Source organism: Actinosynnema sp. NPDC053489, from assembly GCF_044544865.1.
Classification (GTDB): domain Bacteria; phylum Actinomycetota; class Actinomycetes; order Mycobacteriales; family Pseudonocardiaceae; genus Actinosynnema.
Genome location: NZ_JBITXT010000006.1, coordinates 314,676 through 331,272, shown reverse-complemented (window position 1 = coordinate 331,272; position 16,597 = coordinate 314,676). Strand labels below are relative to the sequence as shown.

Genomic DNA, 16,597 nt, shown 5'->3' with positions numbered 1-16,597 from the left:
GCGAGTGGGACCGTGTTCCCGTCGCTCATCACTACCCCCTGCACTGCGATTCGCCGCGAGCCGACCGCGCGTTAGCCGCGACGAGGAGGAACCAGGCGTTCCGGACGCCACCCTTAGATGTACCGGGAAGCCCGTTCGGTTCCAAGCCTCCGACCAGAGCCTTAGCGAAGATGTGAGTCGAACCAGTTCAGCGCCCGCTGCCACGCCTCCGCGCTGACCTCGGGCGTGGTGTCGAACCGGTGGCCGGTGTGGGCGAACCGGACCACGTCCGTCGCCACCGGGGCCGCCGCCGCCGCGTCGCGCAACTTCTCCACGTCGTCGACCGGGATCTCACCGTCGTCGTCGCCGTACAGGCCCAGCCACGGGCACGTCAGCTCCTCCGCCACCTCCACCAGCGACGGCAGCCCGTCGGCCAGCGGTTCGAGGATGCCACCGCCACCGACGGTGACCGCCGCGCCGATGGTTCGGCTTCCCGCAACCACCATCGCGACCGATCCGCCCAGGTCGAAGCCCATGACGCCCATGCGGTCCTGGCTCACCCCGTGCTGCCCCAGCCAGACGAACGCGACGTCGGTGTCGGCCAGCACGGCGTCGCCCGACAGCCCGCTCACCATGGCCGGCGCCTCGTCACCGGACACCTCGTCGTAGAGGTGCGGCGCGACCGCGAGCCACCCCTCGGCGGCCAGCCCGCTGACCAACCCGCGGACGGTGTCGGTGACGCCGCGCGCCTCGTGCAGCACGACCAGGCCGCCGCGGACGGAGTTCTCCGGCTCGGCGACGGTCAGCCGCAGCTCGCGGCCGTCGGTGAGGGAGAGCGTCTCGGTGCGGGTAGGAGTCATGTGCCAACCCTTCCACGTGGGGGTGAACGCCAGTCAACGTGAGCATCCGTACTGCGGGTATGCCCCATCCGGCCCTATCACCGGATAACGTCCGGCGCAGAACCCCGAAGGGAGTCCTTGGATGACCGTGCGAACCCGTGCCGACCTCGTCGCCCTGCCCGGTTACGTGCCCGGGAAGACGATCCCCGGCGCGATCAAGCTGGCCAGCAACGAGGTGTCGGCCGGACCGCTGCCCAGCGTGGTGCGGGCGATCGCGGACGCGGCCACCGCCGTGAACCGCTACCCCGACACCGCCGCCACCGACCTCGTGGCGCGACTGGCGGACAAGCTCGGCGTGCCCGCCGACCACCTGGCCGTGGGCTGCGGCTCGGTGACGCTGTGCCAGCAGCTCGTGCAGGCCACCTGCACCGAGGCCGACGAGGTGGTGTTCGCGTGGCGCTCGTTCGAGGCGTACCCGATCATCACCGCGGTCGTGGGCGCCCGGCAGGCGCGGGTGCCGCTGACGCCCGGCCACGCGCTCGACCTCGACGCGATGGCCGACGCGATCACCCCGGCCACGCGCCTGGTCTTCGTGTGCAACCCCAACAACCCCACCGGGACGGCGTTGCGGGCGACCGACATCGAGCGGTTCGTGGAGCGGGTGCCGTCGGACGTGCTGGTGGTGATCGACGAGGCGTACAAGGAGTTCGTCGACGACCCCGAGGTGCCCGACGGCGTGGAGCTGGCCAAGGCGATGTGGGCCGCGGGCCGGGACAACGTGGCCGTGCTGCGCACGTTCTCCAAGGCGTACGGGCTGGCCGGGCTGCGCGTCGGGTACGCGGTGGCGTCGCCCGCGGTGGCGGAGACGCTGCGCAAGGTCTACGTGCCGTTCAGCGTGAACGCCCTGGCCCAGGTCGCCGCGCTGGCGTCGCTGGACGCCGAGGACGAGCTGATGGCGCGGTGCCGGGCGATCGTCGCGGAGCGGGCCAGGGTGCGCGGTGGGCTGCTGGCCGCCGGGTTCGAGGTGCCCGAGTCCCAGGCGAACTTCGTGTGGCTGCCGCTGGGCGAGCGCACGGCGGCGTTCAACGAGCACTGCCTGGCGCACAAGGTGGTCGTGCGGGCGTTCGCCGGCGACGGGGCGCGCGTGACGATCGGCGAGCCCGAGGAGAACGACGCGTTCCTGGCGGCCGCCAGGTCGTTCGCCGGCTGAGCGGTCAGCGGGTGAGCAGTTGGACGATGGCCACGACTCCCACCACCACGATCACCGCGCGCAGCGCGGCCGGTGGGAGTCGGCGGCCGACCTTCGCGCCGATCTGACCGCCGACGACCGAGCCGACGGCCAGCAGCAGCACGGCGAGCCAGGCCACGTCGGCGATGAAGATGAACAGCACGCCGGCGACCAGGTTGACGAACGCGGTCAGCACGTTCTTCAGGGCGTTCATCCGCTGGATGTGCTCGTTCATCAGCACGCCCATCAGGCCCATCACCAGCACGCCCTGCGCCGCGCCGAAGTAGCCGCCGTAGATGCCGGCGAGGAACACGCCGACCCACAGCGCCAGGCCGCCGTGCTCGTGCCGGTCGCGCTCGGCGAGCTTGCGGTTGAGCCACGGCTGCGCGACGACCAGCACCAGCGCGATGGCGATCAGCACGGGCACGATGGCGGAGAACGCGTCCTCCGGCAGCACGACGAGCAGGATCGCGCCGACCACGCCGCCGAGGACCGAGGCGGGCAGCAGCCGCTTGACCCGGTCCGCCTGCCCGGTCAGCTCGCGCCGGTAGCCGAACGCGCCGCTGAGCGAGCCGGGCACCAGGCCGAGGCTGTTGGAGACGTTGGCCACCACCGGCGGGTAGCCGACGGCCAGCAGCACCGGGAACGTCACCAGCGTGCCCGAACCGACCACGGTGTTGATCCCGCCGGCGAACACGCCGGCCAGGACGACGACGATCGCCTCCACCACCGTCACGGCCACGCTCCCTGCTCTCCCGGTTCGGTCAGCGACGCTAACACCGCCTCCGACGTGCGGCGGTGTGGTGACCACGACACCGCCGCGCGCCGGGCACGGGTTTCACCGGCCGATCACAGCCCGCGCGGGGTGAAGGAGTCGGACCGGCCGGTTCCGGAGACCAGCACGACCGGGTCGCCGTCGACCACGTGACCGCCGCGCGGCGGGCGCGCTGTCCGGGCGCGGGTCCCCGCCGTCGCCGCCGACCAGGGGCCGGTCGAGGGCCACCTCGGTGATCCGGCCGGACCGGTGATCCGGAACAGCGTGCCGGTGTCGTAGCGGACGGCGGGCAGGATGACTTCCAGGTGTGCGGGTGACCTGCCTTCCCGGTGGTATGCCCGCCGAAGCCGAGGCGCGCTACCGGTTCCACACCGACGGTGGAACGCAGCGGCACCTCTGGCGGACGGTCCCTGGAACGACGACCGCGCCGCCCCCGGTGCGGTGGGGCGGCGCGGTCGGTTCCGGAAGTGATCCGGGCCTGAGTGATCCGGGCCGGAGTGATCTGGGCCGGAGTGATCCGGGCCGGAGTGATCTGGACCGGAGTGGTCGGGGTCAGCCCAGGTTGTCGGTGTCGAACGTGTTGCAGCGCGCCGGGTCGCCCGACTGGTAGCCGGTCGAGTACCACTTCTGGCGCTGCGCCGACGTGCCGTGCGTGAACTTGGTCGTGTCGATGTGGCCGCCGCCCAGCTCGCCCTGGATGAAGTCGTCGCCGATGCGGGAGGCCGCGTCCAGCGCCGCGTCCACGTCCTGCTGCGTCACGCCGCTGATCAGCGGCTGGCCGGACGCGGTGGGCACGCTCTCCGCGTGGTTGGCCCAGGCGCCCGCGTAGCAGTCGGCCTGCAGCTCCAGCCGGACCGAGCCCGACTTCGGGCCGGACTCCTGGCCGACCCGGTCGGACGTGCCGAGCTGGTTCTGGATGTGGTGGCCGTACTCGTGCGCCAGCACGTACGCCTCGACGAACGGCCCGCCGGTGGCGCCGAACTTCTGCTGGAGCTCCTGGAAGAAGCCCAGGTCGATGTAGACCTGCTGGTCCGCCGGGCAGTAGAACGGGCCCACCGCGGACGAGGCGCTGCCGCACCGGGTCGACACGCTGCCGGAGAAGAAGTTCGTCTGGGCGGGCTGGTAGGTCCGGCCCGAGCGGGCGAACTGGTCGGTCCAGTAGCCCTGGATCGAGTTGATGAACGCCACCGCGCGGCAGTCCGACTCGCGGTTGGCGTCCGCGCCCGTGCGGCACTTCTCCTTGATGGCCTCGGAGCCGACCTGCCTGCCGTCGCCCACGTCGCCGAACCCGGAGCCGGAGGGCAGCTGCCCGCCTCCCCCGAGCTGCGAGAGCACGAAGTACAGGATCAGGCCGACGATGCCCAGCCCGCCGCCGCCCAGGGCGACCCGGCCGCCCACGCCGCGCTGGTCGCTGACCTGCGACGTGTCGAGCTCGGCGTTCTCGTTGAACTGCACGCGCGTCCTCCCAGGGTGAGCACCGGACCCGGACAGGGCAGAGCCCCGGGTGCGGGGCCCTATCCTGGCACCGCACCCGGGTTTTCCCATGTGGAAGTGACGAAAACCTGCGCGACGAGGTAGGCGTGGACCGCGGTCGGCGCCGACGGTGGAGACGACGCCCTGAGGCTCCCGGGTCAACAATCGCAAGCGCGACGATGGCGCCGCCGGCGCCGTGCGCTCGAAACCTCGTCGGAACCGCTCACGGTCGCGATCGGGCCGGTCTGCTGACCGCTCCGCCCGCGGGGTCGCGGTTCGTACGCGGCTCGTCACCGCGAGGACTTACCAGCACCGCACCACCTACCCCTTCCGGGCGTGCCGCCGGCGGGTCGGCTCGGGTTCCGCCGGTGGCAGGTCCTGCTTCGAGGATGCGCCTGTCCGGCCGGATGCACAACCGCTGGGGAAGCCCCTGAACTGGTGAAACGAGATTCATCCGGCTCAGGGCCGCGCTCGCCGCGCACCGTGACCGCGCAGCGGGCGAGCCGGAGGGCCCGCCCGCCGCGCACCGCGTCACGGGGTGGTGGTGATGCGACCCAGCGCCGGCGGGGCGGTGTTCGGGTGCGCCGACAGGTACGCCGTGAAGGCGTCCAGGTCGATGCCGCCGCCGGTGATCTCGGTGCCGCCGGTGAACGCGCCGAAGCCGTCACCGCCGCCCTGGAGGAAGCTGTTGATCGTCACGCGGTAGTTCGCGTTCAGGTCCAGCGGCGAGCCGTTCAGGACGATGTTCGACACCTTGGAGCCCAGCGGCGCGGACGCCGACCAGGAGTAGCTCAGGCCGCTCGACGGCTGCAGCACGATCTGCCGCTGCTGGTTGTTGACGACCTGCCACTGCTGCTCCAGCGCCTCCTTGATCTGCGAGCCCTTCAAGGTGACGGTCTGCAGGATGTTGCCGAAGGGCTGCACGGTGAACGCCTCGCCGTAGGTCACCACGCCGTCGCCCTCGCCCGCGGGCGAGGAGGCGTAGGTGAGGTCGGCGCGCACACCGCCCGGGTTCATCAGCGCGAGCACCGCGCCGTTGCCGGTGGTGGCGGCCAGCTGCGAGTCGGCGATCAGGTTGCCCAGCGGGGACTCGCCCGCCGCGTTCTGCGCCCGCGGGATGTCCTGCGCGATGGTGCCGACCCGGCGGTTGGCGATCGGCCCGGACTTGGACCTGGCCAGGTCGATGATCGACTGGACCTCGGGGTCCGGGGTGACGGTGCGGGTCACCACGTGGTTGCGGGCGACGGTGGCGGAGCGGACGACGTCGCGGGTCCGCTTGTCGACCTTCAGGTCGACCACGGACAGCTCGCGCCCGAACGCCAGGCCCTCGATGAACGGCCGCGGGTTGCCGGCCGGGTCGGTGACCGTGCAGTTGTAGTGCTGGTGGCTGTGGCCGGAGAACACCACGTCGATCTTCGGGCTGACCTGCTCGGCGATCCGCCGGCCGGGACCGCCGGGCGTGGTGCGGCAGTCGTCCGGGCCGCCGCCCGAGGTGTTGTCGCCCTGGTGCACCAGCAGCACGATCGTCTTCACGCCGAGGCCGTTGAGCAGGTCGGCGTACCGGTTGGCGGCGGCGACCTCGTCACCGAACTCGAGCTGCTTGATCCCGTTCGGGTCGACGAGGATCGGCACGTCCTTGAGCGGCATGCCGATGAACCCGATCGGCACGCCGTCGCGGAACTCGACCCAGAACGGCGGCAGCGCGGGCAGGCCGTTCTTGGCCAGCGTCACGTTCGCGCCCAGGATCGGGTACTTCGCGCCGCCGAAGGTGTCGCGGAACTGGCAGCCGTCGGTCGGGTGGCAGCCGCCGCGCTGCACCCGCAGCAGCTCCTGGTAGCCCTCGTCGAACTCGTGGTTGCCGGCGGCGGTGGCGTCCAGGCCGACCCGGTTGAGGACCTCGACGGTCGGCTCGTCGTGGAACAGCGCCGAGACGATCGGGGACGCGCCGATCAGGTCGCCCTGGCCGACGACCACCGAGTTGCGCACCTCGGCCTCGAGGTTGCGGATGTGGGTGGCGTTGTAGGCCGCGCCGCCCGCCTCGACCTGCGTGCCGTCGGCCAGCGTGACGCGGCCCGAGGAGCCCGTCGGCGGCTCGATGTTGCCGTGCAGGTCGTTGATGCCGATCAGGCGCACGTCGACGGTGCGCGCGGGCCGGTCGTCCTTGTCGGCCATCGCCGGTTGCTGCGTCAACGTGACCGCGAGCGCTGCCGCGGCGGTGACCGCGAGCGCGGCGGTGCGCCGCGCGGTGCGTCGGAACGGGGTCATGGGGTGGGTCCTCCCTGCGGCGCCCCGGTAGGAGGGCGCGGTACGGCGCAGGAGTTTGCCTGGCGGAGCTGACCGGCACCAGACGTGTCGGTGGATCGTCCGTTAACGGATATCCGCGCCTAACCTGGTGGGGTGACTGAGCGGGAGCCGCGCTGGCTCGACGAGGGGGAGATGCGCGCCTGGCGCAACTACGTGGTCGGGGCGTCGATGCTCGCCGACCGGTTGCACCGGGAGCTGCAGGACGGGCACGGCGTGTCACTGGCCGACTACGAGGTGTTGGTGCGCTTGTCGGAGCAACCGGCACGGCGCATGCGGATGTCGCAACTCGCCGACGAGGTGGCGTCGTCCAAGAGCCGGGTGTCGCACCAGGTGGCGCGGATGGAGCGGGAGGGGCTGCTGCGCCGGCGGGAGTGCCCGGAGGACGGCCGGGGCGTGTTCGCCGAGCTGACCGACGCGGGCATGGCGCTGCTGGAGGCCTCCGCGCCGACCCACGTCGCGGGCGTGCGCGAGCACATGGTCGACCTGCTCTCGCGCGAGGAGCAGGAGGTCCTGGCCGTGGTGTTCGAGCGGATCATCGGGCACCTGCGGGACGTGAACGGCTGACCGCGCGACAGCGCCCCCGCACCCGGTCAGGGGTGCGGGGGCGCTGCGACAGTGCGGTAGCGGTGGGATTTGAACCCACGGAGGGGATCAACCCTCGCACGTTTTCAAGACGTGTCCCTTAGGCCGCTCGGGCACGCTACCCCTGCGGCGAGCCTAGCCGACGGGCGTCGCCCGCGAGGTGCGCCGCCCCCGGACGGACGAACGCGCGGGGACCGGTGAACCGGTCCCTGCGCGTCCGCGGTGGTGCCCCGACGGGTCGTCGGTCAGGCGAAGATGCCGAACACGTCGATGACCAGGTGCGTGTTGCCCGCGTTGTTGTAGAACGCGTGCGCGGGCCGGTTCACGTTGTCGATCTCGTCGTACGCGGTGCCCAGGCGGACCGTGGCCATGTTCGGCGAGGTCTGGCCGGGCACCAGGTTCAGCGCCGAGGTGCCGGGGCGGTTCGCGCCGGCCGGGAACGGCGTGACGTAGGTGTTGGCGGTCGGCTCGGTGCCGGTCAGGTTCAGCAGCAGGCTGTTGCCCGGCTGCAGGTCGGCGTCGAGGTAAAGCAGCGTCAGCGTCTCGGCCGGCGCGATCGGGCCCGAGTCGCGGGTGTCGAACGCGCGGCCCGGCGTGACCGGGTAGAAGTCCGCGCCGCCGTTCTCGGTGGGCAGGTAGTACCCGGCGATGTCGACGACCAGGTGGACGTTGCCCGCGTTGTTGTAGAGGTTGACCTTGCGGTCGGAGCCGAGGGCGACGGTCACGCCGTTGGGCGTGGTGGCCCGCGGCGCGACGTTGAGGCTCGACGCGGTGGGCCGGGAGACGCCGGTCGGCCACGCGGTCACGTAGGTGTTCTCGGTCGCGTCCACGCCGGTCACGTTCAGGGACACGGCCGTCGCGCCCACGGGCACGGCGAAGGAGCTGAAGTCGATGGCGCGCGACTCGGCGGCCCGGAACGCGCCGCCGGTGTTGCGGGAGTCGTACACGCGGGTGGGGCCGGTCGCGAAGTAGCGGCCGGGGGTCGGGCTCGTGCCCGGGTTGTCGTAGACGTAGTAGCCCGCGACGTCCGCGATCAGGTGCGTGGTGCCCGCGTTGTTGTAGAGGTTGACGGTGTTGTCCAGCGACACCCAGGTGGTGACCGAGTTGGCGCGGGTCTCGCCGGGCACCAGGTTCAGCGTCGACACGCCGGGCTTGGCGATGTCCGCGCCGCCCTCCCACACCGTGACGTAGGTGTTGGCGGTGGGCGACGTGCCCGTCACGTTCAGCACGACCGCGAGGGTGTACTGCGGCAGGTTGTCGACGGGGACCTCGATGCGCCCGCCCGCGCCCACGGGCGCGGTGACGCCGCCGCGGCCGAGGCCGCTGCGGGTGTCGAGGATGCGGCGGGGCGCGGTCGGGATGAACCGCGTGCCCTGGTACTCCTCGGCCTGGGCTTCCTGGGCGGTGGTGCCGGTGGTCTTCGTGCCGAACGGGCGGCCCGACCGGCCGACCCGGTCCACCGACACTGCGGTGCGGGCGACCTGGTCACCGTTGTGGGCGGTCACGGGCTCGGCGTTGGCCGGGGCCGCGGCCGTCACCACGGCCGCGGTCGCCGCCGTGGCGACCAGCAGCGCAGCGGAACGACGCATTGATCCTCTTTCCTGACAGCGCACAGTGTGTGAAGGCGTCGGTCTTCCAGCCAGTCCGTGACAGAGACCTGCGGACGTTGGCAGCGCTGCTGCGCGACCCCCCTGTGGGACGAGCCCCCGACTCGACCGAACGGGCCGGACACTACCTCAGGGGAGGGCGGTCGGAAAGCGAAATGCAGTCAGGTTCTCAGTTGCCGGGTTTCACGGCGACGTGCACGAATTCGTTGTAGGTGAACACCTTCCCGGCCGCGCGGGGGAACGGGAACGACATGCGGTCGCGCTCGACCAGCCCGAGCTGGGAGGTGACGTCGGCCAGGCCGTCGAGGTCGGTGAACGCCACGTGCGTGGGGTCGGACTCGTACCCGCGCTCCTGCGGGCAGATGAGCACCATCAGGCCGCCGGGCGCGAGGAACTCGACGTAGCCGCGCAGGATCTCCACGGCCTGGGGGCGCGGCATGTGCTCGACCAGGTGCGCGGCCAGGATGCCGCCGAAGCGGCCCGGCTTGGCGTACTCGGTGTCGAAGAACTCGTCGGTGGTGAACGCCGTCAGCCCCATGTCCCGGCAGGTCTGCACGGAGTGCGGGTTGTGGTCGACGCCGACGCCGTGGGGCTCCAGGTGCTTGAGGTTGCGCCCGATGCCGCAGCCGACGTCGAGCACCTCCCGGTCGCCGAAGATGCGGCGCACGTTCCACCGGTACGGCGCCTGGACGTTCAGGACGCGCTTCCAGGGCAGGTTCTGCAGGCGCGCGAGCCGATCGGTGTAGTCCTGACCGTCAGTTCTGTCCACCCCCCTAACAGTAGACGACGGTGAGACGGAGGCCACCCCGCCGTGGCCGGCCAGTCCCGCCGGCGGGCGCGCCGTCCCGCCGGCGGGAGGGGCACCGGGGCGGCCCGACCGGCCCGCGGAACGACACTCCCCTGTGGACGGACGGACGAGGGCCGGCCCCCCGGAGGAGACCGGCCCTCGTCACCCGCCGTCGGACGTGTCAGGCCACGTCGGCGTGCGAGTGGTGCGCCGTGACGTGCAGCGAGCGCGCCGCCGCCGCACGCGTGGCGGCGCGCTGCTTGCGCGCCGGCACGCCGTTGACGCTCTCCGTGCTGATCGCGTACGACGCGGTCACCCACGCCAGCGCGTCGGCGTTGCGGTCCAGGGCCACCCGGTCGATGTTGCCCAGGTTGTCACCCTTGCCGTGGTAGTTGGGGTCGTAGGCGACGCCCGCCGTGCCACCCCACTTCGCCGCCTGGGCCTCGGTCTTGACGCCCTCCGCACCGGTGAACAGGCCACCCGCCGGGATGCCCTGCGCGATGAACTCGCCGTAGTCCGAGCGGCCGGTGAAGTCGGTGCCCTCGGTCTGCACGCCCTTCTCGGCCGTCAGGTACTGCACGAACGCCTGCTCGATCTGGCCCGAGCCGTACGGGCCCGCGCCCGCGCCCTCGCCGTCGGAGTCGTCGCCGTCGTAGACGAAGTAGCCCGCGTTCGGCGAACCGATCATGTCGAAGTTCAGGTACAGGGCGATGTCGAGCTGCTGCTCGAACGTCAGCGACTGCACGTACTTCGTCGAGCCGACCAGGCCGAGCTCCTCGGCGCCCCACCAGCCGAACCGCACCGCGTTGTTCACCTTCGGCGAGCCGCCGAGCTGCAGCGCGGTCTCCAGCAGGCCGGCCGAGCCGCTGCCGTTGTCGTTGATGCCCGCGCCGTTCTCGACGCTGTCGAGGTGGGCGCCCGCCATCACGACGTTGTCCTTGCGGCCGGTCTTCGTCTGCGCGATGACGTTGCGCGAGACGCGGTCCTCGTCGTGGTAGCGCAGGTCCACGGTGACCGGCTGGCCGCCGAGCTTGGCCAGCGCGGTGCCGTCGGCCTGGGTGACGCCACCGGTCGGCACGACGCCCGGCGAGCCGAGCGTGACGCCGGACAGCGCGCCCTCGCGGTTGTTCGACACGATGACCGCGATGGCGCCGGCGGCGGCCGCGTTGCGGTGCTTGACGTCGAACGTGCAGGCGCCGCGGCGGATCAGGGCGACCGCGCCGGTGAAGTCCTGACCGGCGAAGTCGGACGCCTCGCAGCCCGGCGTCTCGTCCTCGGGCACCACGCGCAGCGGGCCCGTGACGCCGCCGACCGGCGTCTGCGGCGAGAACTCCATCGGGATGGTCTCGTAGGTGGTCGAACCGACCTTGGCGGTCGCCGCGTCGGTGATCTGCACGGGGTAGGTGAACTCCGGCGTGGTCACCTCGAAGCCCGCGCCGCGCAGCTTGCCCGCCACGTAGTCGACGCTGGCGTCGTAGCCCGCCGTGCCGGCGGCGCGGTTGCCGCCGTTGCGGTCGGCGATGCGCTGCAGGGCGATCAGGTGGCGGTTCACCCCCTCCAGCGTGACGCTCTTGGTGAGGTTCTTGGCCAGCTTCGGGCCGTCCAGCGTCGCGGCCGACGCGACGTTGACGACCGGAACGGCGACCAGTGCGAGGGAGGCGGACGCGGCGAGGATCGCCGCGCGCCGGACCCCGGTTCTAGCTGACATGATCGAGTTCCCCTTCACTCGGATGCCGAACCCTCACAAGTCAGGCGGGCGAGCGCAATCCGTCACTCGGCGGGTTCTCAGCCCGTGAGCAGGGGCAAGCAGGGTGTGACGCCACTCACCCGGAGGGTCCAGTCGGGTCGCCGGAACGCGTCCGGGGTCAGCAGCAGCCGGACCTGCCGAGCCGCCTCACCCCTCCTGACCTGCCGGAACGTGCCGTCCGGCCGGTAGCCGAGCTTGCGGCTCACGGCGAGAGAGGCGTGGTTGTCGTCGAACGCGCCCGACCGGGCCGCCACCGCGCCGAGGTGGTCGAACGCGAACGACAGCACGGCGGCCCGCATCTCCGTGCCGATCCCGGCGCCCTGGTGCCGCAGCCCGAGCCACGACCCGCTGGTGACCTCCCGCAGCACCGGGAACTCCTCCGCCCCGAGGCTCTGCACGCCGACCACGCGACCGTCCAGCCGCACGACGAAGTGGAGCGCCCACCGCCGCGGCGACAGCGCCGCCCGCTCCCGCCAGTGGTGCTGGAGGGTGTTCACGCCGAGCCGCTCGCGGGGCGCGTCGGTCCACTCCACGCCGAACGGCATCCGGTCCGGCGGGTGCACGCCGTCGAGCACCAGCCCGACCAGCTCGGACAGGCTCGCGTCGTCGTCCGGGCGCAATTCGAGGCGCGGGGTGCGCAGCACCAGGTCGTGGAACGGCCAGTGGTCCATGCCCGTCGATGGTGGCGGTCGCGCGGGCGGCGGGCGAGCGGATTACCGTCGGGTCATGCGCGCGATCACCATTCGTGAACCCGGCGGGCCCGACGTGCTGGAGTGGGCGGAGGTTCGGGATCCCGAACCGGGCCCGGGCGAGGTGCTGCTGGACGTGGCCGCGACCGCGGTGAACCGGGCCGACGTGCTCCAGCGGCAGGGCCACTACCCGCCGCCGGAGGGTGCCTCGGAGGTGCTGGGCCTGGAGTGCTCGGGCACGGTCGCGGCCCTGGGCGAGGGCGTCACCGGCTGGCGGGTGGGCGACGAGGTGTGCGCCCTGCTCGCCGGCGGCGGGTACGCCGAACGGGTTGTCGTGCCGGCCGCGCAGCTGCTCCCGCTGCCCGAGGGCGTGGACCTGGTGACGGCCGCGTCGCTGCCCGAGGTGGCGTGCACGGTGTGGTCGAACGTCGTGATGGTCGCGGGCCTGGCGAGCGGCGAGACGTTCCTCGTGCACGGCGGCGCGGGCGGGATCGGCACGCACGCCATCCAGGTCGCCAAGGCGCTGGGCGCGCGGGTCGCGGTCACGGCGGGCTCCGCCGAGCGGCTGCGCCGGTGCGCCGAGCTGGGCGCGGACGTGCTGGTGAACTACCGGGAGCAGGACTTCGTGGCCGAGGTGGGCCGGGCGGACGTCGTGCTGGACAACATGGGCGCGGCCTACCTCGACCGCAACGTGGACGTGCTCGCCCCGGACGGGCGGCTGGTCGTCATCGGCCTGCAGGGCGGGGTCAAGGGCGAGCTGAACATCGGCAAGCTGCTGGCCAAGCGGGCCGTCGTCACGGCCACCGGCCTGCGGTCCCGGCCCGTGGCCGGCCCGAGCGGCAAGGGCCGGATCGTGGCCGAGGTGCGCGAGCACCTGTGGCCGCTGGTCGCGTCCGGCCGGGTCCGGCCCGTCGTGCACGAGGTGCTGCCGATCCGCCGGGCCGCCGACGCCCACCGCGCCCTCGACGGCGGCGAGGTGTTCGGCAAGCTCGTGCTCCAGGTCTGAGGCCCGTCGTCCGGGCTCGTCCGGGGCGGTCAGTCCAGGGCGGTCAGTCCAGGGCGGTCGCGGTGGCCAGGAACGTGCGGGGCGTGGTGCGGAAGCGCAGCGCGAACTCCTCGGCCCACCGCACCAGCACGGTCTGCTCGCCGGGCCGCTCGGCGTCGTCCACCAGGACCGCCGCGCCGGGCGCGAGCACGCCCCGCAGCACCGGCAGGGCCGGGTAGCGGGCGTCGCCCAGCAGCGGGCCGTCCACCAGCAGCAGGTCGACCAGGCCGTGCCGCTCCACGTACGCCGACACCTCGTCGTGCACGAGCCGCGGGTGGTACCACTGGGCGTTGCCCAGCGCCGCCGGGTGCGGGGTCAGGGGCGCGTGGACGACCCGCGCGACGTGCCCGAGCCCCTCCCGGCGCAGCTGGCTGGCCACGAACGCGGCCGTGCGCTCGTCGTGCTCGACCGACAGCAGGTGGCCGAACCCGCGCCGGGCCAGCAGCCGGGCCAGCACCACCGAGGACGCGCCGCACCCGCACTCGACCAGCACGGTCCGCGACCCGAGCAGCACCTCGTCCACCACGGCGGCCAGCGCGGCGGGCCGCAGCTCGTGCGCGGTCGTGGGCAGGTACTCCGACATCAGGGGCGCCAGGCGCTGCAGCGCCGCGAGGTCGGCGAACTCCCGTGACAGCAGGTCGTCCACCCAGCCCCCCGTCCCGGCGCAACCCCGGCCTCACCCCAGCTCGGCGACCGCCCGCACGAGCTCGTCCACTTCCACCGCGTTCGTGTAGTGCGCCAGGCCGACGCGGATCGCCCCGCCGACCTCGCCCACCCCGAGCACCGAGAAGACGCCGTGCTGCCCCGAGTCGGCGAACGCGCACACGCCGCGCTCGGACAGGTGCTCGACGCCGTCGGTCGACTTCACGCCGGCCACCGTGAACGCCAGCGCCGGCACCCGGCGCATGGCGTCGCCGATCACCATGACGTGACGGAGCGATCGCAGTTCGTTGATGAGATTAGCCAGAAGTCCCGCCTGGTACGCCTTCACCGACCGCAGCGACGTGAGCACGCGCTCGCGGCGCGGGCCCACGGCGGCGTCGTCCAACCCCGCCAGGTACTCGACCGACGCCACCAGGCCGGCCAGCAGCGGGTAGGCGTGGGGGCCCAGTTCGAGGCGTTCGGGACCCCGCGCGCCCGGCTCCACGGCGACCGAGGGCAGCAGGTCGAGCATCGACGGGTCGCGGAACACCAGCGCGCCCACGGGCGGCCCGCCCCAGTTGTTCGCCGACACGGCCACCACGTCGGCGTCCATCGCGGTGATGTCCAGCGGCACGAAGGGCGCGGCGGAGGAGGCGTCCACGACGACCAGCGCGTCCGTGCGGCGGGCGGTCTCGGCGATCTTGCGCAGGTCCGGCCGGGTGCCCACGGAGCCGGACGCGGCCGTCACCGCGACCAGCTTGCACTTGGGCGTGATCAGCTCGTCGTACTGCCAGGCGGGCAGCTCGCAGGTCTCGATGTCGACCTCGGCCCACCGCACCACGCTGCCGGTGCGCTGCGCGGCCCGCTGCCACGGCGCGATGTTGGCGGGGTGGTCCAGCCGCGACACGACGACCTCGTCGCCGAGGAACCAGCCCTCCGACAGCGCGTCGGCCAGCCGTTGCAGCAGCACGGCGGAGCTGGGGCCGAGCACGACGCCCGCCGGATCGGCGCCGACCAGGTCGGCGACGGCGCGCCTGGCCGCGTCCACGATCGCCTCGGCGCGTTGCGAAGCGGGGAAGATGCCACCCGGCCCGGAGACGGGTGCGCGCAGCGCGGTGGAGACGGCCGTGGCCACCTGTTCGGGTACTTGCATCCCCGCAGGAGCGTCCAGATGAACCCAGCCGTCGCCGAGCGCGGGGAACAGCCCACGGACCCGGGCGACGTCGAACGCCATGCCGCACACCGTACGGAGGACGTCCGCGGGAGCGACAGCAGGGGCGGCGGGTTTGCCACCCGATCCGTGACCCGGTTCGGCGCTCGCCACCCGATCGGGCCAGGATGGGACGCATGAGCGAGCCCCGAGGTGGTCAGGTGGAGAACGAGCGGCACGTGGTCGTGGTCGGCCCGGACGGCGCCCCGGTGGGGGCCGCGCGGGTGCCCTCCGGCGACGAGGCGGGCGGTCAGGACGTGACCGACCTGGTCGAGCAGCCGGCGAAGGTCATGCGCATCGGCACGATGATCAAGCAGCTGCTGGAGGAGGTGCGCGCCGCGCCCCTGGACGAGGCCAGCCGCAACCGGCTCAAGGAGATCCACAAGCGGTCGATCGACGAGCTGGAGGACGGCCTGGCGCCGGAGCTGCGCGACGAGCTGGAGCGGCTGTCCCTGCCGTTCACCGAGGAGGGCACGCCGTCCGACGCGGAGCTGCGGATCGCCCAGGCGCAGCTGGTGGGCTGGCTGGAAGGGCTGTTCCACGGCATCCAGACCGCGCTGTTCGCCCAGCAGATGGCGGCGCGCGTGCAGTTGGAGCAGATGCGGGGGCGCGCGCTGCCCGCGGGCTCCGGCCACGGTGACGCCGAGGGCGGCGGTCCGCAGATCCGCGGGACTGGCCAGTACTTGTAACGTTCGGGTGCGGCGGTGAGGTCGCGGGCTGGACAACGGGCACCGCGCTGCCCGACCGTGTTCACCGCCACACCCGCGAGAGGAGCCGTCCCAGTGCTCGACAGAGTCCGGCACAGCCCGTTGGTCGAAGAAGTCCGGAAGCGCGTGCGCGGCAAGATCTTCCGGGTCATCGACGACGTGGTGCGCCCCTACCACCACGAGCAGGCCGAGCGGCTGGCCCGGCTCCAGCGCGAGGTGGAGGAGCTGCGCAGGCAGGCGGACCGGGCCGTCGACGCGACGGTCCAGTACGAGATCCGCGCCCGCCGCGACCTGGTGTTCGCGGGCGAGCAGGAGGCGGCCAAGCAGAGCGCCGCGTTCATCCGGCAGCACCTGCCGACCGCGCCGCACTTCGGCCACCCGCACGCCACGCTGGAGCACGCCCTGGGCCTGGTCGAGGCCGAGGGCATGGCGCTGGAGTTCGGCGTCTACACCGGCGGCACGCTCAAGCTCATCGCCACCGCCTTCGACGGCCGGGGCGTGTACGGCTTCGACTCGTTCGAGGGCCTGCCCGAGGACTGGCGCAACGGCTTCCCGGCGGGCCTGTTCGGCATGGACGGCCTGCCCGACGTCGACGGCGCGGAGCTGGTCGTCGGCTGGTTCGACGACACCCTGCCCGGCTTCCTGGCCGAGCACCCCGGCCCGGTGTCGTTCCTGCACGTCGACTGCGACCTCTACTCGTCCACGAAGACCGTGCTGGACCTGGTCGGGCCCCGGCTGGTGCCCGGCAGCGTCATCGTGTTCGACGAGTACTTCAACTACCCGGGGTGGCAGGAGCACGAGCACAAGGCGTGGCGCGAGCACGTCGAGCGCACCGGCATCCAGTTCGACTACTGCGGGTACACGTACGACCACGAACAGGTGATCATGAAGATCACCGGTGTGCCGGAGGCCCCGGCGCAGCGGTGACCGCACCGTGACAGCCCGGCGACAAGGCCACCACCTCGTCGCCGGTAGTCTCATCA

15 protein-coding genes and 1 tRNA gene are annotated in these 16,597 nt (G+C 72.6%); 5 read left to right on the top strand and 11 right to left on the bottom strand.

Annotation, left to right across the window (positions count from 1 at the left end):
- Positions 1-161: 161 nt before the first annotated feature.
- On the bottom strand, positions 162-839 hold the full coding sequence (locus ACIGNX_RS16415) for a dienelactone hydrolase family protein (RefSeq protein WP_396540710.1): 678 nt from the start codon (positions 837-839) through the stop codon (positions 162-164).
- A gap of 121 nt (positions 840-960) precedes the next feature.
- Here ACIGNX_RS16415 and hisC point away from each other — a divergent pair, with 121 nt between their 5' ends.
- On the top strand, positions 961-2,028 hold the full coding sequence (gene hisC / locus ACIGNX_RS16410; RefSeq protein WP_396540708.1) for a histidinol-phosphate transaminase: 1,068 nt from the start codon (positions 961-963) through the stop codon (positions 2,026-2,028).
- Positions 2,029-2,032: 4 nt separating this feature from the next.
- Here hisC and ACIGNX_RS16405 read toward each other — a convergent pair whose 3' ends face one another.
- From ACIGNX_RS16405 to ACIGNX_RS16395, 3 genes are all read right to left on the bottom strand, one after another.
- Positions 2,033-2,782, bottom strand: coding sequence for a sulfite exporter TauE/SafE family protein (locus ACIGNX_RS16405; protein WP_396540706.1), 750 nt, complete (start codon positions 2,780-2,782; stop codon positions 2,033-2,035).
- A gap of 591 nt (positions 2,783-3,373) precedes the next feature.
- The gene (locus ACIGNX_RS16400) at positions 3,374-4,276 is read right to left on the bottom strand and encodes a neutral zinc metallopeptidase (protein ID WP_396540704.1); all 903 of its coding nucleotides are present in this window, start codon (positions 4,274-4,276) and stop codon (positions 3,374-3,376) included.
- 549 nt (positions 4,277-4,825) lie between these two features.
- On the bottom strand, positions 4,826-6,559 hold the full coding sequence (locus ACIGNX_RS16395; protein WP_396540702.1) for a bifunctional metallophosphatase/5'-nucleotidase: 1,734 nt from the start codon (positions 6,557-6,559) through the stop codon (positions 4,826-4,828).
- A gap of 132 nt (positions 6,560-6,691) precedes the next feature.
- On the opposite strand from ACIGNX_RS16395, the gene ACIGNX_RS16390 reads away from it, so the two are divergent.
- Entirely contained in the window at positions 6,692-7,162 is a 471-nt protein-coding gene (locus tag ACIGNX_RS16390) for a MarR family winged helix-turn-helix transcriptional regulator (RefSeq protein ID WP_396540700.1), read from the top strand.
- A gap of 54 nt (positions 7,163-7,216) precedes the next feature.
- Here the strand turns inward: ACIGNX_RS16390 and ACIGNX_RS16385 are convergent.
- The 5 genes from ACIGNX_RS16385 to ACIGNX_RS16365 form a co-directional block, all read right to left on the bottom strand.
- A tRNA-Ser gene (locus tag ACIGNX_RS16385) sits at positions 7,217-7,303 on the bottom strand.
- Between the two features lie 122 nt (positions 7,304-7,425).
- The gene (locus ACIGNX_RS16380; protein ID WP_396540698.1) at positions 7,426-8,769 is read right to left on the bottom strand and encodes a hypothetical protein; all 1,344 of its coding nucleotides are present in this window, start codon (positions 8,767-8,769) and stop codon (positions 7,426-7,428) included.
- Positions 8,770-8,956: 187 nt separating this feature from the next.
- Positions 8,957-9,556: a class I SAM-dependent methyltransferase gene (locus ACIGNX_RS16375; protein ID WP_396540696.1), complete on the bottom strand. Its 600-nt coding sequence runs from the start codon at positions 9,554-9,556 to the stop codon at positions 8,957-8,959.
- A 199-nt stretch (positions 9,557-9,755) separates the two neighbouring features.
- Positions 9,756-11,282 carry a M28 family metallopeptidase gene (locus ACIGNX_RS16370; protein ID WP_396540694.1) on the bottom strand — a complete coding sequence of 509 codons (1,527 nt, stop codon included), beginning with the start codon at positions 11,280-11,282 and terminating at the stop codon, positions 9,756-9,758.
- Positions 11,283-11,359: 77 nt separating this feature from the next.
- Positions 11,360-11,992, bottom strand: a complete 633-nt coding sequence (locus ACIGNX_RS16365; RefSeq protein WP_396540692.1) for a GNAT family N-acetyltransferase — start codon at positions 11,990-11,992, stop codon at positions 11,360-11,362.
- Between the two features lie 55 nt (positions 11,993-12,047).
- On the opposite strand from ACIGNX_RS16365, the gene ACIGNX_RS16360 reads away from it, so the two are divergent.
- On the top strand, positions 12,048-13,016 hold the full coding sequence (locus ACIGNX_RS16360) for an NAD(P)H-quinone oxidoreductase (RefSeq protein WP_396540690.1): 969 nt from the start codon (positions 12,048-12,050) through the stop codon (positions 13,014-13,016).
- 43 nt (positions 13,017-13,059) lie between these two features.
- Here ACIGNX_RS16360 and ACIGNX_RS16355 read toward each other — a convergent pair whose 3' ends face one another.
- Both ACIGNX_RS16355 and ACIGNX_RS16350 read right to left on the bottom strand, forming a co-directional pair.
- Positions 13,060-13,701: a class I SAM-dependent methyltransferase gene (locus ACIGNX_RS16355; RefSeq protein WP_396540688.1), complete on the bottom strand. Its 642-nt coding sequence runs from the start codon at positions 13,699-13,701 to the stop codon at positions 13,060-13,062.
- Positions 13,702-13,731: 30 nt separating this feature from the next.
- Positions 13,732-14,931 (bottom strand): cysteine desulfurase-like protein, encoded by a 1,200-nt coding sequence (locus ACIGNX_RS16350; RefSeq protein ID WP_396540686.1) that lies wholly within the window; start codon positions 14,929-14,931, stop codon positions 13,732-13,734.
- Between the two features lie 113 nt (positions 14,932-15,044).
- On the opposite strand from ACIGNX_RS16350, the gene ACIGNX_RS16345 reads away from it, so the two are divergent.
- Both ACIGNX_RS16345 and ACIGNX_RS16340 read left to right on the top strand, forming a co-directional pair.
- The gene (locus ACIGNX_RS16345) at positions 15,045-15,596 is read left to right on the top strand and encodes a bacterial proteasome activator family protein (protein ID WP_396540684.1); all 552 of its coding nucleotides are present in this window, start codon (positions 15,045-15,047) and stop codon (positions 15,594-15,596) included.
- A gap of 93 nt (positions 15,597-15,689) precedes the next feature.
- Entirely contained in the window at positions 15,690-16,541 is an 852-nt protein-coding gene (locus tag ACIGNX_RS16340) for a class I SAM-dependent methyltransferase (RefSeq protein ID WP_396540682.1), read from the top strand.
- Positions 16,542-16,597 lie beyond the last annotated feature (56 nt).

Coding starts and splice junctions, on each gene's coding strand:
- ACIGNX_RS16415 (WP_396540710.1), bottom strand. CDS start 839: ATGACTCCTACCCGCACCGAGACGCTCTCCCTCACCGACGGCCGCGAG.
- hisC (WP_396540708.1), top strand. CDS start 961: ATGACCGTGCGAACCCGTGCCGACCTCGTCGCCCTGCCCGGTTACGTG.
- ACIGNX_RS16395 (WP_396540702.1), bottom strand. CDS start 6,559: ATGACCCCGTTCCGACGCACCGCGCGGCGCACCGCCGCGCTCGCGGTC.
- ACIGNX_RS16380 (WP_396540698.1), bottom strand. CDS start 8,769: ATGCGTCGTTCCGCTGCGCTGCTGGTCGCCACGGCGGCGACCGCGGCC.
- ACIGNX_RS16370 (WP_396540694.1), bottom strand. CDS start 11,282: ATGTCAGCTAGAACCGGGGTCCGGCGCGCGGCGATCCTCGCCGCGTCC.
- ACIGNX_RS16365 (WP_396540692.1), bottom strand. CDS start 11,992: ATGGACCACTGGCCGTTCCACGACCTGGTGCTGCGCACCCCGCGCCTC.
- ACIGNX_RS16360 (WP_396540690.1), top strand. CDS start 12,048: ATGCGCGCGATCACCATTCGTGAACCCGGCGGGCCCGACGTGCTGGAG.
- ACIGNX_RS16350 (WP_396540686.1), bottom strand. CDS start 14,931: ATGGCGTTCGACGTCGCCCGGGTCCGTGGGCTGTTCCCCGCGCTCGGC.
- ACIGNX_RS16345 (WP_396540684.1), top strand. CDS start 15,045: ATGAGCGAGCCCCGAGGTGGTCAGGTGGAGAACGAGCGGCACGTGGTC.